Consider the following 14,605-nt stretch of genomic DNA (forward strand, 5'->3'; position numbering starts at 1 on the left):
CTGATAGAACTTGATTTACCGGTAATTACCACACAAAAAAAGCCAGCCGAATTGGCTAGCTGTCTTTTTGATCCATTTGCATTTGGATTTGCTTTAAAATTTTCTTTTCAAGCCGTGAGACTTGCACCTGTGAAATGCCAAGTCTTACTGCAACCTCAGATTGTGTCTGGTCTTTATAATACCTTAAATACACAATGAGTTTTTCCCTTTCTTCTAATTCCTTGATCGCTTCTTTCAGAGCAATTTTGTCAAACCATCTTTCTTCAGAATGATCGGCAATTTGATCAAGCAATGTTATCGGATCCCCATCATTTTCATACACCGTTTCATGAATGGATGATGGGGAGCGGACCGCTTCTTGGGCGAGGACGACATCCTCTGGTGTGATATCAAGGTATTCGGCAATTTCTTGAACGGTCGGCATTCTTCCATGAGACTTAGACAACTCATCCCTTGCCCGCCGGATTTTATTTCCAAGTTCCTTTAATGACCGGCTGACTTTGACCGTACCATCATCCCGAATGAATCGCTGAATTTCCCCGATGATCATTGGGACGGCGTAAGTTGAAAACTTTACATCATATGACAAATCAAATTTATCCACAGATTTCAGCAGTCCAATACAGCCAATCTGAAACAGATCATCTGGTTCATATCCCCTATTTAAAAAGCGCTGAACAACGGACCAAACAAGACGCATGTTTTTTTCTACGAGGAGGTCTCTTGCTTGCTGATCACCGTCTTGGCTTTTTTTGATGAGCTCTTTGACTTCATCATTTGACAGCTGGGCTTTTTTAGCTTGCTTTTTTACCTCCACATCCATATGAGCAGCTCCTTTAATTACAAAGCGCTTTGCTTTTTGATAGATGCTTTGTTAAACGGATGGTCGTGCCCATTTCTGGAGATGAGTCCACCATGACATCATCCATAAAATTCTCCATGATGGTAAAGCCCATTCCAGAGCGCTCTAAGTCTGGTTTTGTTGTAAAAAGCGGCTGTCTTGCTTCCTCAAGATCGGTAATACCCATGCCTTCGTCACGGATGGTGAGGTAGACGACATGGTCATCTAATGTGACATGGATATGCACCTTGCCATCTGGATTCCCATCATAGCCATGGATGATGGAGTTTGTCACTGCCTCGGATACGACGGTCTTGATTTCTGTTAATTCATCTAAAGTCGGATCAAGCTGAGCGATAAACGCCGCGACTGTCACCCTCGCAAACGATTCATTTTGGCTTAATGCCGAAAAAGTCAGATTCATTTCATTTCTCATGACGCCACCCCCAATGTTTGCAAAGCCGTTTGCTCTGAAGGCTCCATACGAATGATTTTAAACAAACCAGACATATCAAATAACCGATTCACTGCTGGCGAGATGGCACAGACGACCATTTCTCCGCCAAGCTGCTTAATCTCTTTATATCTTCCTAAAATCACTCCGAGTCCAGAGCTGTCCATAAACGATAAATCAGCCAGATTCAGCACAATGTGGCGAATGTCCTCTGTTTCCAAATAATTCGTCACCTTTTGTCTCAATGTTTCTGCGGAGTGATGATCGAGCTCTCCTGTTAACCGAATGCAAAGTACGCTCTCTTTTACTTGAAAATCAATACCAAGGCTCATCTTTTTATTCCTCCTTGCTCTATTTCGGATAAAGAGTGTTTCTCTTTTATAAGAAGTAAATCCTTCACCATGACAAAACTAGTGACCATTCGTCACATTTAGATGTTCTTTTCTTTTTCCTCATAGCAAAAAGACTGCCCATTCCAGCAGTCTTTCTCCTTTTATTTCCATTTCACAAAATCAGCCATTGCTCGTTTGAAGAAAGTCCAAATGCCTGCCTTTTCCATTCCTTCTTTTGCTTCTACAGGACTTTCATGCAGCACTTTTCCATCTTTTTTCAAGACGATCGTACCAAGTTCCGTTCCTTTTGAAAATGGAGCCTTGACATCATGAGACAATTTGATTTCTTTTTTGATCTGATCCACATTTTCGCCTTTTTTCGTTAGAAGGGAGATCGGTTCAGAAGTAACGAGCTGAATATTTTTCTTTTTCCCTTTGCTCACTTTGACCTCCGCCACATCTTGCCCTCGTTTGTAAAGCGGATGAGTCGTATATTGACTAAATGCGTAGTCCAGCATTTTGACTACCTGAGCGTTTCTGTCTTTCGGGGTGCTTGCGCCGAAAACAACCGCAATGACGCGCATGTTACCTTTTTTAGCAGATGCAGTTAAACAGTATTTCGCTTCACCTGTAAAACCGGTTTTCACCCCATCGACACCTGGATAAAATTTAATCAGACGGTTTGTGTTTACAAGCCAGAATTTTTTATCTGTGTTTTGTCGTAGATAGTCTTCGTAGACACCTGTGAATTTTGTGATTTGTTCATATTTCAACAGCTCTTTTGCCATTATTGCCATATCGTGAGCTGTGCTGTAGTGGTCTTTTTCAGGGAGCCCTGTTGGGTTTTGAAAGACTGTTGAGGTGAGGCCAAGCTCTTTCGCCCTTTTGTTCATCTGCTCTACGAACTGTTCTTCAGATCCTGCAATATGCTCTGCCATGGCAACTGAAGCATCATTTCCTGACGCAATCGCAATACCTTTCAGCATTTCTTTCACGGTCATTTCTTCTCCTGGTTCAAGGAAGATTTGCGACCCTCCCATGGACGCTGCATAGTCGCTCGTTCTGACCTTGTCTGTCATTTTCAGTTTACCGTGATCTATAGCTTCCATGATGAGAAGCATCGTCATGATTTTGGTCATACTTGCGGGTGCAAGCTTTTCATCGCTGTTTTTGTTGTAAAGCACCTTTCCCGTGTCACGTTCTATTAAGATCGCTGATTTGGCTTCGTGTGCCAATTCTGATGTTTGTTTTTCTCCTGGTTTTTCAATCTTTTCTTTTGCTGTCGCAGATGGTGAAACCATTGAGATAAGGATCATTAAAATAAACAATGCACATATATGACGTTTCAAGTGGCAGACCTCCATTATCGTAATCCTTTCTATTTTTTCCTCATACAGGCTGTTTTATTCAGAGATCGTATGATTGCAAATAAAAAAAGCCTTCTGCTTGGGTAGCAGAAGGCTTCTGGACACATGCTATGAAAGTTGTTTGACAATGTCTTTTACTAAATCAAGAAAACTTGCTTTCACTTTTTCCGTTACTTCGATCACTTCATCATGTGACAGCGGCTGATCCAAAATACCAGATGCCGCATTGGAAATGCATGAAATGCCAAGTACTTTGATTCCTGCATGACGCGCAACAATGACTTCTGGAACAGTCGACATTCCTACCGCATCTGCTCCAAGCGTTCTAAGGAAACGAACTTCAGCAGGTGTTTCATATGAAGGGCCTGTCATCCCTGCATAAACCCCTTGCTGTACAGATATACCTAAACGCTGGGCTGTTTCTGCTGCAAGTGCCAGCAATTCTTTATCGTACGGTGCAGACATATCAGGGAAACGAACGCCTTGACTGTCATTTGGGCCAATTAATGGATTGGTTCCCATCATATTGATATGATCTGTGATCAGCATGAGGTCTCCTGGACGGAATGAAGTATTCACTCCGCCGGCTGCATTTGTGACAATGCATGTTTCAATACCAATTTCTTTCATCACACGGACAGGAAACGTCACTTGCTTCATATCATACCCTTCATAGAAATGAAAACGTCCTTGCATCGCGCAAACGACAGTGCCTTTCAGCGTTCCGATCACGAGCTGCCCTGCATGTCCCTCTACTGTTGAAACAGGGAATCCGGGAATATCTTCATATTTTATTTTGATTGGATTTTCAATCTCATCTGCTAAAATGCCAAGCCCTGATCCTAAAATCAATCCAACTGTTGGTACATATGTCGATGCTTGTTTAATATATGCCGCCGCTTCTGAAAACTGTGCTCCCACGAGATTTCCCCCTATTTGAGTTTAGATAAAAAGCTTGTTCCGTATTTTGGCATCGCTATCTTGAAATTATCGGCAACGGTTGCCCCAAGATCAGCAAATGTTTTTGCTGTTGGCAGTTCATTTGCTTCCTGATGCTTTTTGCTGTAAGCAATGAGCGGAACGTATTCTCTTGTATGATCTGTTCCGTGATGAACCGGGTCATTTCCATGATCTGCTGTGATCACAAGAAGATCATCCTCTTTCAACAGGTCAAACACTTCAGGAAGACGTGCGTCAAATTCCTCTAATGCTTTTCCATAACCCTCTGGATCTCTTCTATGTCCGTAAAGAGCGTCAAAATCAACAAGGTTCAAAAAGCTGAGTCCTGTAAAGTCTGTTTTAAGTGTATCGACCAGCTTGTCCATTCCATCCATGTTCGATTTTGTTCTAAGAGATGATGTGATTCCTTCGCCGTCATAAATATCAGAGATTTTTCCGATCGCAATGACATCGAGCCCATCATCTTTGAGTTCATTCATAACTGTACGGTCAAATGGTTTTAACGCATAATCATGACGGTTTGGTGTTCTAACAAAAGCATCAGGCTCTCCGACAAACGGACGAGCGATAATCCGTCCAACCATATATTTTTCATCTAATGTGAGTTCACGGGCAATTTCACAAATACGGTAAAGCTCATCTAATGGCACAACTTCTTCGTGCGCAGCAATTTGCAGCACAGAATCCGCAGATGTATAAACGATTAAATCGCCTGTTTTCATGTGCTCTTCGCCAAGCTCATCTAAAATTTCCGTACCAGACGCAGGTTTATTTCCAATAATACCTCGGCCAGTTTTTTCTTTTAATTCATTTAATAGTTCATCTGGGAATCCGTCTGGAAAGACTTTGAACGGTGTGTCTATGTAAAGACCCATGATTTCCCAATGCCCTGTCATTGTGTCTTTACCATTTGATGCTTCTTGCATTTTTCCATAATACGCAAGCGGTTTTTCATCCGCTGGAATTCCTTTGATTTCTTTAATATGACTCAGCCCAAGCTTCGCCATATTCGGCATATGAAGCCCGTTCATTTTTTCAGCAATATGTCCAAGTGTATCTGCACCTACATCATTAAAATCAGCAGCATCTGGTGCTTCCCCAATCCCTACTGAATCCATTACGACGAGGAAAATGCGTTTATACTGATAATCAGGCATTAAAAAGCGCCTCCTTCAATATTCTTGTCTTTTGACCTTACAAACAGTAAGAGGTCAGACATCTCAAGTATAAACCGTTTACAAGCCAGTTGACAACCATAAACGGTGTAAAGATGAAAAAGCATGACACCCGTTCATCGTGTCATGCTTTACTTATGCCCTTGGATGGAATTTGTGATACACATCTTTCAGTCTTGTTTTCGTCACATGTGTATAAATTTGTGTTGTTGAGATATCGGCATGTCCGAGCATCTCCTGTACAGCTCTTAAGTCCGCACCGTTTTCAAGCAGGTGTGTAGCAAATGAATGTCTGAGCGTATGAGGCGTCAGCTCCTTTTGAATCCCTGCTTCAATGGCTCGTTTCTTTAAGTTCTTCCAGAAGCCCTGGCGCGACATTTTTTTCCCGTGATGATTGAGAAACAGGGCATCGGACGGCTGTTTTTTTAACAGCTTGCTTCTTCCCTTTTCGATATATTCTTCAATTGCGCTTGCGGCAGCTTCACCGATTGGCACAATTCGCTCTTTTCTTCCTTTTCCAAAACAGCGGATAAAGCCCATTGTGAGGTGCACATCTGCAAGGGTCAGATCCAGCATTTCACTGACGCGAATGCCTGTTGCATATAAGAGCTCAAGCATTGCTTTGTCTCGGTAGTCAAAGGGAGTGTGCTGATTTGGTGTATCAAGCAGTTTTTCGACCTCCCCTAATGATAGAACTTTCGGTAATGTCCGCTCTGTTTTTTGCGTTTCAATGTTCCATGACGGGTCATCCGTTGTCACTTTTTCCCGAAGCAGAAATTGATGAAAGGAACGGATCGATGATAGATGCCGTACAGACGTTTTACTCGATTTCCCTTCCTCTTTTAACTGCTTTAAATAATGAATGATATGCAGGCGCGTGACATCGCTAATATCCGTCAGCTGTTCATGTGTCATTAAAAAAGACAAGTAGTTCTGCAAATCTCTTTTATAAGAAACAATGGTATTTTCAGAGAGTCCTCTCTCTACGGTCATAAAATGAATAAAGTCGGATAATTGATCGTTCAATGATTTCTACTCCCCGTTTTGATAAAAATAAATCAATCGGTCTTGCCAATTGTCTTGATTCGGCTGATCCATTTCCATCACTTTAATTGCTGCACCCTCTGGTTTATCATAACGATGGTAGCTTTCATATTCTGAATTTATCCATATCATAGCATAATAGAACAGGACGGTAAAACCTGTGAACAAGATAAATACTTTGATCACTTCACCTGTTGTTTTGAGCCATTTTCGCATGATCTTCAAGTCCTTTCTCACCTTCTCATTACTTCAGCATATGCCAGGTAGGACAAGGAATATACAGCGAAAATGCAAAAAACCTCTTCATCTTAAATGAAAAGGTTCCAATTCGGATTATTTGCCGGATTCATCATCATGACACCGGTGGCAAATACCATGGAATGTCAATCTATGATCCTTAATTTTAAATTTCCAGTCACGTTCAATAATCTCTTCTACATCTTCTAATAAATCATCTTCTATCTCATCGACTGTTCCGCATTCCATGCAGACAAGATGGTGATGGAAGTGAGCGGCTCCTTCTTTGCGAAGATCATATCGCGAAACGCCGTCTCCAAAGTTAATTTTATCAACAACTTTCAGTTCAGTGAGCAATTCTAACGTCCGATAAACAGTAGCAAGACCAATTTCAGGAGACTTCTCTTTTACGAGGAGGTATACATCTTCTGCACTTAAATGGTCTTCTTCATTCTCAAGCAGTACTCTTACTGTGGCTTCACGCTGTGGCGTGAGCTTGTAGCTGGAAGAATGAAGCTGTTTCTTAATTCGATCAATCCTATTTTCCATTGACTTTCCCTCCTACGCCACATTACTTGATCATTATATCAAATGATGTGCTGAGAGCCAACTATAATCATTTTAAATTGATAAATAAATTGATTATTAATTAATAACAATTATAAAAGAATGCCTGCCAGCTTTTTCATGAGCATGAATGATATGTACGATTCAAAAAAAGATGAAAGTGCAGCAAGCGCTAAAATCATCAGCAGAACCGATGCATACCGGCCAAACCACTGGACGGGTGCTTGACTGATGGTTTTTTTCATGAAGAGCTGTCCAATGAGACGGATGGAAAACGCAATCGCACAGGTGCCAATCACTAAATAGGCTGGAATAAGCAGAATGTTTTGCGGAAGCACCGATACAAACGAGAGAAAAAATCCACTCAGCCCCATTTGATTCACGAGAAAACCAACAGTAAATCCAACAACAATTCCTTTTAAAAAGATCATGAGAAAGATGAGCGGCAGACCAATGATGGATATTCCCAGTATCCACATAAGGCCTAAATATTTCATATGATGCAGGAAGCTTTGTAAAAACATTTCTTTTGATTCTGCTGCTTTCTCATTCGTCAGCTGACCAAAAAATTGATTTAAATAATAGAATAAATCCTCTTTCTGGCTAAATGTCATGCTATTGACAATGATGGCACCGAAGATCACACCCATTAAAAAGAGTACAGAGACAAATAAATAAATCGAGAGATGATCTTTTACGTGCTGAAGAAGATGCTCCTTCCAAGACTTTTTCCGCATGTGTCTTCCTCCCAAATCGTAAGGTTACTAGATTCTATGAGAGAGATTACGAAACATGACAGTTTTATTGAAAGAAAAAAGAGAAAGCAGCCTGCTCACTGCTTTCTCTTTTTCATTTATCGTGCGGCTTTTTGTACGTTCACAAGCCCGGCACCGTAATAAAAAGGTTCTCCAAGTTTTGTCGCCGTTTTTGACAGTCTCTCACGCACTTCATCGTTTGTCAGATTCGGATGTTTTGATAGAATGACAGCCGCAGCGCCCGTTACATGCGGTGATGCCATTGACGTTCCGCTCATGTAGCCATATTCGTTATGAGGAATGGTGCTCAGCGTTGAAACGCCTGGTGCTGAGACTTCCAGTTCTTCGCCAACAGATGAATCAAAAGCTCTTTGCTTTTTTTGGTCAACAGAGGCAACAGCCATCACGGAGCTGTATTTAGCCGGATAGTCAATCGTATTGAGAGATCCATAACTTCCTTCATTCCCTGCAGAAGCCACAATGAGAATCCCTTTTTCATACGCTCGATCTACCGCTTCTTTCAGCGCCTCAGATTCACTTGCTCCCCCCATACTAATATTGATGACATCCATGTCATTCTCAATGGCCCATTCAATCCCTTTTATGATCCAGCTATAGTAGCCGTCACCATTTTCATCTGCCACCTTAACAGCATAGATAGAGGCTTTTGGCGCAACACCAACGACACCTACCTTATTATCTAAAGCGGCAATTGTCCCTGCCACATGCGTGCCATGTTTATGCGGATCTACAAGCGGATCGGACTCTGTCGGTACAAAGCTCACCCCGCCGGTGACATGTAAATCCTCATGTTTGCCGTCGATCCCGCTGTCAAGAACTGCTACTTTGACATTCTGTCCAGCGTATCCTTGTTTATGTACCTTTTGTGCTTTGATGCTTTTGATGCCATATGGAACAGTTTGACTGCTTGTTTTTGCTTTTTGGTCTTCCTCAATGAAAGTTACTTCTTTTGCTTCATTCAGTTTCTTTTTCGATGTCTCATTCAACGACACTTTCATCATATCTATTTGCTCTATGGATTCTTTCACATGCCCGCCAGCTTCTTCTACAAGCTGTTTTTGTATTTTGTCTTGAACGGAAGAAGAAAAGCCGATCATGTACTCTTTTTTTGCTTGCTCCTTTGCAGAAATATCTGACGCGCCAAACATGACCGATGCCACAAGCACACTTGCCATACAAAGCCCTGCTCCAAATGACTTGACGTTCACGATACTCACTCTCCCTTTCGTTTCTTTTTGTCATTTAACTACATTTTTAGACAAAAAGAAACGACCGTTTGTCCTATTTTTTAAAATTTTTCCATTTATTTGATCTAGTTGTCACAAAAAAGCAAAATAAAAATGCTTATGATCCTCTTGATAGTGATCATAAGCATTTCGTCCTTTATGTTTTTTCATCATGTGCTGCAAGACTTCTTGTTTTGTTTTTGTCTTCCTTTCGTGTGTGCTAAAATGCGGCATGTTTCCTCTCGACAGTTCTGGATTTCGGCTGTGCTGCCTTTGGATATGCTCTCGTTTTTTCTTTGCTTTGCTTTTTCCCATTTGGCAAAACCCCTTTCGTTGACGTTATGATACACGATGTTACATAAAAAAGATAGACGTAAATACGTCTATCTTTCTGTTTTTATCATATCAAGATGCGGAATCCCATCTTCATCATAAACATCTGAGACGACCTTGAAACCAAATGATTCGTAAAATGACTTCAGGTAGGCTTGCGCCTGTATTTTGACACTTGTTTCACCTAGTTCATTAAGCTTTTCCAAAGCCTTGATGAGCAGCATCTTTCCATACCCTTTTTTCCGGCCGGCCTGCGTCACAAGAACACGGCCGATGGACGCCTCTTTGTACACGATCCCGTTTTGAAAAATTCGGCAATAAGCCACAATGGTACCATTCTCTTTTGCGATGAGATGAATTGCTTCTTGATCCCTGTGATCAATTTCAGGGTAAGGACATGTTTGTTCTACAACAAACACGTTAACTCTTTCCATAAGAATCAAGTAAAGATCCTCTTTTGACAATTGTTCAAACGTTTGACATGTCCATTTAATGTGACTCATGATTGATATCCACCTTACCGTACACTCCGCCTCCACCAGCGATTAGTCCGACTTCGCCCTTTCTTGCTTTGATGATGTAGCCCGCTGTCTTTTCTGGCAAAACGGCTTTTAGTTCTTGTTCTGTTGCTTGATGCAGAATATTCATCTCTGTGTGAAACACGGCTTTTAGCTTCTCCAGCGTTTTAGGTCCAACACCCGGAATAAACTGAAGCGGGAGCTGATGAACATAAGGAGGTCTCATTCTTTTTTCACTTTCTTGGTCAGCAAGCTCTTTTAAACGCTCACTTACTCCTTTTGTCATCCGGGTATGTCCGCATTCGTGGCACTCTTCCTGATCTGATGCGTGAGGTCTTACCCCGCATTTCTCGCAGGTCGTATGATAATACTTCCCAAGCCGCGGAGCAAGTCCATAATTTCCTGTGACAGCTCTGCCATCTTTTTCTTCAAGGGCTAGCTTGAATTCGGCAAAAGAGGCATGATCCATTTTGATTTTTGTATATTCTCGCGCGATTTTCCCTAAAGAATGGGCATCTGAATTCGTTAAAAAGGGATACCGGTTCAGCTCACTCAGCTGGGACGCCATTGACGTATCACAGCTAAGACCAAGCTCAACAGCATCAATAAGGTCAGGATCAAATACTTCCGTTAAAGAAGTGCTGACCCCTTTGCCGTATAGACTTTTATGCGGCGTAAAAATATGAGCAGGAATAAACAATCCTCCTAGCTCTTTTACTTTGTGCTGAAGTGTTTTCCCATCAACATAGAGGCGCTGTGAGCTCAAATGGACATTTTTCATATGAAGCGAAAGCCATGCGGAGAACTCAGACATTTTGTGTAGTGTGGGCATAAATGCCAGCACATGAATCGGACCTTTTGAATGGTCATCATTGATCTCTAATTCACTGCCTAAAAGCAGCACTGTCGGTCCAAATGATAGACCGCCGTCATTTAGTTCCGTGTACCGGCCTTCCTCTACACCCTCTATTAACTCTTCTAAGACTTCTGGAGATTGTGCATCTATCACACCAATCATCCCCATCCCTTTACTTTCTGCTGCTTCAATGAGAATTTGGTCAATTGTCAATGACCTTGCACCTGTAATTTTGACAGCTCTGCCTGTTCTTGTTCTGCCAATATGAATATGGATGTCTGCAAAAAATTCCTTCATTTTGTTGACTCAAGTACCTCTTGCAGTTGTAAGTATTGAATGGCATAGGCTGTTTTTGCATCGTAAATATGCTGATCTTCAATGAGGTGCAAGGCTTCTTCTAATGAAACTTCCATTACTTCGACAAATTCATCTTCATCCAGCTCTCTTTTTTCTTCAAGCGGAACTAGCTGATCTGCTAGATAAATGTGAACAATTTCATCTGCAAAACCAGGTGATGTATAAAAGGCCGTCAGCTTTTGAAGCTGCTGAGTTGTATATCCTGTTTCTTCTTCTAATTCTCTTAATGCTGTATGTGCCGGCTCTTCCCCTTTTTCTAGTTTTCCAGCCGGAATTTCAACGATGGCTCTCTCTAATGCTTTACGGTATTGTTTGACCAAGATGATTTTATTTTCGTCTGTACGTGCAATGACAGCTACTGCACCAGGATGTTTAATGATTTCGCGTTTGCCTTGTTTTCCGTTAGGCAATTCTACATCTTCAAGTACCAAATCAATGATTTTTCCGTTGTATAATTCTTTCGACGATAATGTTTTTTCTTCAAAGTCCTTCAATTTTGTCAGCTCCTCGTTCTACTTTCACTTTTTACTTCATTTATTTTAACATAGATGATTTAAGAGAAGCGAAAAGCGAAACGCTTGCTTCAATGCGCCATTTGAAATCACCTAGCTTGAATTCCTGATTTTTTTCACTTAATGTGAAAGGATAGGAGTGTGATGGAATTGAAAAAAAGACGTATTGGCACCTCAGATCTTTTAGTGAGCGAGGCGGCACTAGGATGCATGTCTCTTGGGACTGATAAAGAAAAAGCGCTCTCTTTATTAGATGAGGCCATTGATCTCGGAATTAACTATTTGGATACAGCCGATTTATATGATTTTGGGACAAATGAGGAAATTGTTGGGGAAGCCATCAAAAATAGACGGCAAGATTTGATTTTGGCGACAAAAGGCGGCAACCGCTTTGAAAAAGGCAAACCAGGCTGGGACTGGGACCCTTCAAAGGCGTACATAAAGGAAGCAGTAAAACAAAGCCTCAAGCGGCTTCAAACAGATTATATTGATTTATATCAATTGCATGGAGGCACGATTGATGACCCCATTGATGAAACGATTGAGGCTTTTGAAGAATTAGTAGAGGAAGGCGTTATTCGCTATTATGGCATTTCATCTATCCGCCCAAATGTCATTAAAGAATATGCCAAAAAGTCCAATATCGTAAGCGTGATGATGCAATATAGCTTACTCGACCGCCGCCCGGAAGAATGGTTCTCTCTTCTTGAAGAACAAAGCATTAGCGTCGTCGCAAGAGGTCCTTTAGCGAAAGGATTATTAACTGAAAAACCACTTTCTCAAGCAAGTGCAGCGATTCAAAAAAACGGCTATCTTCAATATTCATTTGAAGAGCTTCAGCAGATCATTCCTTCTTTAAAGAAAGTCGCTTATGACCTATCACTCACTGAACTGTCCATTCAGTATATACTGAAACATTCTGCGGTCAGTTCCGTTGTATTTGGCGCGAGCTCGGTGGATCAGTTAAAAGAAAACATAGCAGCAGCAAATGCACGTTCTTTAAGTGACCAAGAAGTCAAAGCAGTAACTTACTATACAAAACCGTTTGTGTATGAAGCGCACCGATCCTAATAAGAAAAAATCACATCATTTGATCTCGTCAGAATGTAGAAAAACTCATGTTTTTCTACATTTTTTATGTTTTCTCTATATAAAATAAGGAGGGGCTAAAAGCCCCGTTGTCTTATCTTGCACTTTCGTAATATGCATAATTTCCAGATTTGCCTTTAAAATAATATGTAATACCTAATTGGTTGAAACTATTTGCAAAAACGCCATTATTTGAATGCATACATATTCTATTAGGTTTTACTTCAAAAGAAGCATCAGCGCAACCTACAATTGACGTAGCCTTTGTACTCACATCCGCATTCGTTAACTCATTTGTTGCAAGAGTTTGTCCAGAAACAGGTAAAAGCAATCCTAAAGATAAAGCGACTCCAGCCATTGTTTTTCTCAATTTCACGTGAATCATCTCCATTACCAAATTTTGTAACACATATTCATTATAAGAAGAACGATCCTCCACCAAAAGGGTCTCAATGACCATATTTTCAATAAAAAGGAATTTAAATAAATCAATACTCACCTTTTTACTTCTGTTTCAAACATAAGTTATGGGATTTCGTTTCGTTTGACTGTAAAAAACATACTGTCACGATTCTAAAATGAAGTGATGTGAAGGAGGCAAAAATGCTTTTCTCTTTATGGACTCTGTGGATCTATCTCAAGGATGATGACATAAAAAAAGAAAGCATCATTGCTCCCTTTTTTTAGCTTTTATACTTTCTCCAGTCTAAATGGCTTTCATCTAGCAACTCTGAAAAGCTTTTGTTTTTTTCTTTTTCTTTCTGCTGCCGAAGGAGGTCTTGTCGTTTTTGTTCTTCTCTTTTTTCTGTTTCGACGGCGAGGTTCTGTTTCATTTGAAGAAGCTGCTGTTTGACATCGTCCTTTATGCCGTCCTTTAATTTCGCTTGATCCTGATTGGTCTTTTTCATTGTGCCTCTCTCCTTTTGACTTAGTGTATCATCCGTTTTATTTTCTGAGCAAGAGGAACGCCAATCTACCAACATGTGGTATGATCGTCATAGAAAAAACTCCGGAAAGGAAGAATCGGCTAGATGAAGAAATGGATTGCTATATTTGCCTTCATATTATGTCCACTCGCTGTCATCGGCATTTTTTTCACCAATAAAATGATGTATATTCGAAAATTAACGGATGAAGAGCTCATCAAACGAGAATCAGATGGAGGCCATTATCATCACGAGGAATTTCAACAGCTTAAGAAAGAGAAAGTGTGTATTCCTTCAGCATTTGGTTATAATCTACATGGCTATTTTGTGCCGCATCCTCATACAACACGCACAATCGTACTTTGCCACGGTGTGACAGTCAGTTTGATTAATTCCGTTAAGTATATGAAATTATTCCAAAAGCTCGGATGGAATGTACTGCTTTATGATCATAGAAGACACGGGATGAGCGGCGGGAAAACCACGAGTTATGGATATTATGAAAAAGAAGATCTAGCAAAGATCGTAAAGTGGCTCAGACAAAAACTCGGAGAAAGTGCCATCATTGGGATACACGGAGAATCAATGGGTGCAGTCACGACCTTGTTATATGCTGCGAAGCCGGAAGCAACCGCCAATTTTTACATAGCAGACTGCCCTTTTGCTTCTTTTGAGGACCAGCTTCTGTATCGATTAAAAACAGATTTTCGCCTTTCAGGGCAATGGATTCTTCCACTAAGTGATCAAGTGTTAAAATGGCGGGACGGATACCGCATCCGGCAAGTTTCCCCTCTTGATGTGATCGATCATGTGAAAGAACCTGTACTTTTTATTCATAGCCGCCATGACGACTATATCCCCTGTGAGCAAAGTCAGCAGTTATATGCACGAAAAAAGGGTGACAAACAGTTGTTTATTGCGCCACATGGTGCGCATGCAATGTCTTTTAGCGAAAATAAGGAAGCTTATGAGCAAGAAATTCAAGCATTTCTTCAAAGATTTGAATTGAATGAAAATAAAAGAGGAGAATGAACA

At 40.9% G+C, this 14,605-nt stretch carries 19 protein-coding genes; 2 read left to right on the plus strand and 17 right to left on the minus strand.

Annotated features, from left to right (window positions below):
• Positions 1-55 precede the first annotated feature (55 nt).
• From sigF to MHI46_RS10860, 15 genes are all read right to left on the minus strand, one after another.
• Positions 56-823, minus strand: coding sequence for an RNA polymerase sporulation sigma factor SigF (gene sigF / locus MHI46_RS10790; RefSeq protein ID WP_144464519.1), 768 nt, complete (start codon positions 821-823; stop codon positions 56-58).
• A gap of 13 nt (positions 824-836) precedes the next feature.
• Positions 837-1,277 (minus strand): anti-sigma F factor, encoded by a 441-nt coding sequence (gene spoIIAB, locus MHI46_RS10795; RefSeq protein WP_024422865.1) that lies wholly within the window; start codon positions 1,275-1,277, stop codon positions 837-839.
• Complete coding sequence (gene spoIIAA / locus MHI46_RS10800) at positions 1,274-1,627, minus strand: anti-sigma F factor antagonist (protein ID WP_024422866.1); 354 nt, start codon at positions 1,625-1,627, stop codon at positions 1,274-1,276. Before spoIIAA ends, spoIIAB begins: the two co-directional genes overlap by 4 nt.
• A 161-nt stretch (positions 1,628-1,788) precedes the next feature.
• Positions 1,789-2,976: a D-alanyl-D-alanine carboxypeptidase family protein gene (locus MHI46_RS10805; RefSeq protein ID WP_064497558.1), complete on the minus strand. Its 1,188-nt coding sequence runs from the start codon at positions 2,974-2,976 to the stop codon at positions 1,789-1,791.
• A gap of 126 nt (positions 2,977-3,102) precedes the next feature.
• Complete coding sequence (locus MHI46_RS10810; RefSeq protein WP_047204125.1) at positions 3,103-3,915, minus strand: purine-nucleoside phosphorylase; 813 nt, start codon at positions 3,913-3,915, stop codon at positions 3,103-3,105.
• 11 nt (positions 3,916-3,926) lie between these two features.
• Entirely contained in the window at positions 3,927-5,111 is a 1,185-nt protein-coding gene (deoB, locus tag MHI46_RS10815) for a phosphopentomutase (RefSeq protein ID WP_064497560.1), read from the minus strand.
• Between the two features lie 153 nt (positions 5,112-5,264).
• Positions 5,265-6,155: a site-specific tyrosine recombinase XerD gene (gene xerD / locus MHI46_RS10820; RefSeq protein ID WP_039179686.1), complete on the minus strand. Its 891-nt coding sequence runs from the start codon at positions 6,153-6,155 to the stop codon at positions 5,265-5,267.
• A gap of 6 nt (positions 6,156-6,161) precedes the next feature.
• Complete coding sequence (locus MHI46_RS10825; RefSeq protein WP_024428058.1) at positions 6,162-6,389, minus strand: YqzK family protein; 228 nt, start codon at positions 6,387-6,389, stop codon at positions 6,162-6,164.
• Between the two features lie 117 nt (positions 6,390-6,506).
• The gene (gene fur, locus MHI46_RS10830; protein WP_003215577.1) at positions 6,507-6,959 is read right to left on the minus strand and encodes a ferric iron uptake transcriptional regulator; all 453 of its coding nucleotides are present in this window, start codon (positions 6,957-6,959) and stop codon (positions 6,507-6,509) included.
• Positions 6,960-7,069: 110 nt separating this feature from the next.
• Complete coding sequence (gene spoIIM / locus MHI46_RS10835; protein ID WP_039179689.1) at positions 7,070-7,714, minus strand: stage II sporulation protein M; 645 nt, start codon at positions 7,712-7,714, stop codon at positions 7,070-7,072.
• A gap of 116 nt (positions 7,715-7,830) precedes the next feature.
• A complete protein-coding gene (locus tag MHI46_RS10840; RefSeq protein WP_081258392.1) occupies positions 7,831-8,961 on the minus strand; it encodes a S8 family peptidase in 1,131 nt (376 codons plus the stop codon).
• 111 nt (positions 8,962-9,072) lie between these two features.
• Complete coding sequence (locus MHI46_RS10845; protein ID WP_039179694.1) at positions 9,073-9,294, minus strand: hypothetical protein; 222 nt, start codon at positions 9,292-9,294, stop codon at positions 9,073-9,075.
• A 68-nt stretch (positions 9,295-9,362) separates the two neighbouring features.
• Positions 9,363-9,815 carry a GNAT family N-acetyltransferase gene (locus MHI46_RS10850; RefSeq protein ID WP_064497561.1) on the minus strand — a complete coding sequence of 151 codons (453 nt, stop codon included), beginning with the start codon at positions 9,813-9,815 and terminating at the stop codon, positions 9,363-9,365.
• Positions 9,802-10,983: a TIGR00375 family protein gene (locus MHI46_RS10855; RefSeq protein WP_039179701.1), complete on the minus strand. Its 1,182-nt coding sequence runs from the start codon at positions 10,981-10,983 to the stop codon at positions 9,802-9,804. The genes MHI46_RS10850 and MHI46_RS10855 overlap by 14 nt, the downstream gene beginning before the upstream one ends.
• Complete coding sequence (locus tag MHI46_RS10860) at positions 10,980-11,537, minus strand: NUDIX hydrolase (RefSeq protein ID WP_039179704.1); 558 nt, start codon at positions 11,535-11,537, stop codon at positions 10,980-10,982. Before MHI46_RS10860 ends, MHI46_RS10855 begins: the two co-directional genes overlap by 4 nt.
• A 168-nt stretch (positions 11,538-11,705) precedes the next feature.
• Between MHI46_RS10860 and MHI46_RS10865 the strand changes: the two genes are divergently transcribed.
• Positions 11,706-12,626, plus strand: a complete 921-nt coding sequence (locus MHI46_RS10865) for an aldo/keto reductase (protein WP_039183182.1) — start codon at positions 11,706-11,708, stop codon at positions 12,624-12,626.
• A 112-nt stretch (positions 12,627-12,738) separates the two neighbouring features.
• On the opposite strand, the gene MHI46_RS10870 is transcribed toward MHI46_RS10865, so the two are convergent.
• Together MHI46_RS10870 and MHI46_RS10875 are read right to left on the minus strand one after the other, a co-directional pair.
• The gene (locus MHI46_RS10870; protein ID WP_228280234.1) at positions 12,739-13,143 is read right to left on the minus strand and encodes an LCI fold-containing protein; all 405 of its coding nucleotides are present in this window, start codon (positions 13,141-13,143) and stop codon (positions 12,739-12,741) included.
• Between the two features lie 184 nt (positions 13,144-13,327).
• Complete coding sequence (locus MHI46_RS10875) at positions 13,328-13,552, minus strand: YqkE family protein (protein WP_047202235.1); 225 nt, start codon at positions 13,550-13,552, stop codon at positions 13,328-13,330.
• Between the two features lie 123 nt (positions 13,553-13,675).
• Between MHI46_RS10875 and MHI46_RS10880 the strand changes: the two genes are divergently transcribed.
• Positions 13,676-14,602: an alpha/beta hydrolase gene (locus MHI46_RS10880; protein WP_106025035.1), complete on the plus strand. Its 927-nt coding sequence runs from the start codon at positions 13,676-13,678 to the stop codon at positions 14,600-14,602.
• Positions 14,603-14,605 lie beyond the last annotated feature (3 nt).

It is taken from the genome of Bacillus sp. FSL K6-1000 (assembly GCF_038630785.1).
Lineage (GTDB): Bacteria > Bacillota > Bacilli > Bacillales > Bacillaceae > Bacillus > Bacillus safensis.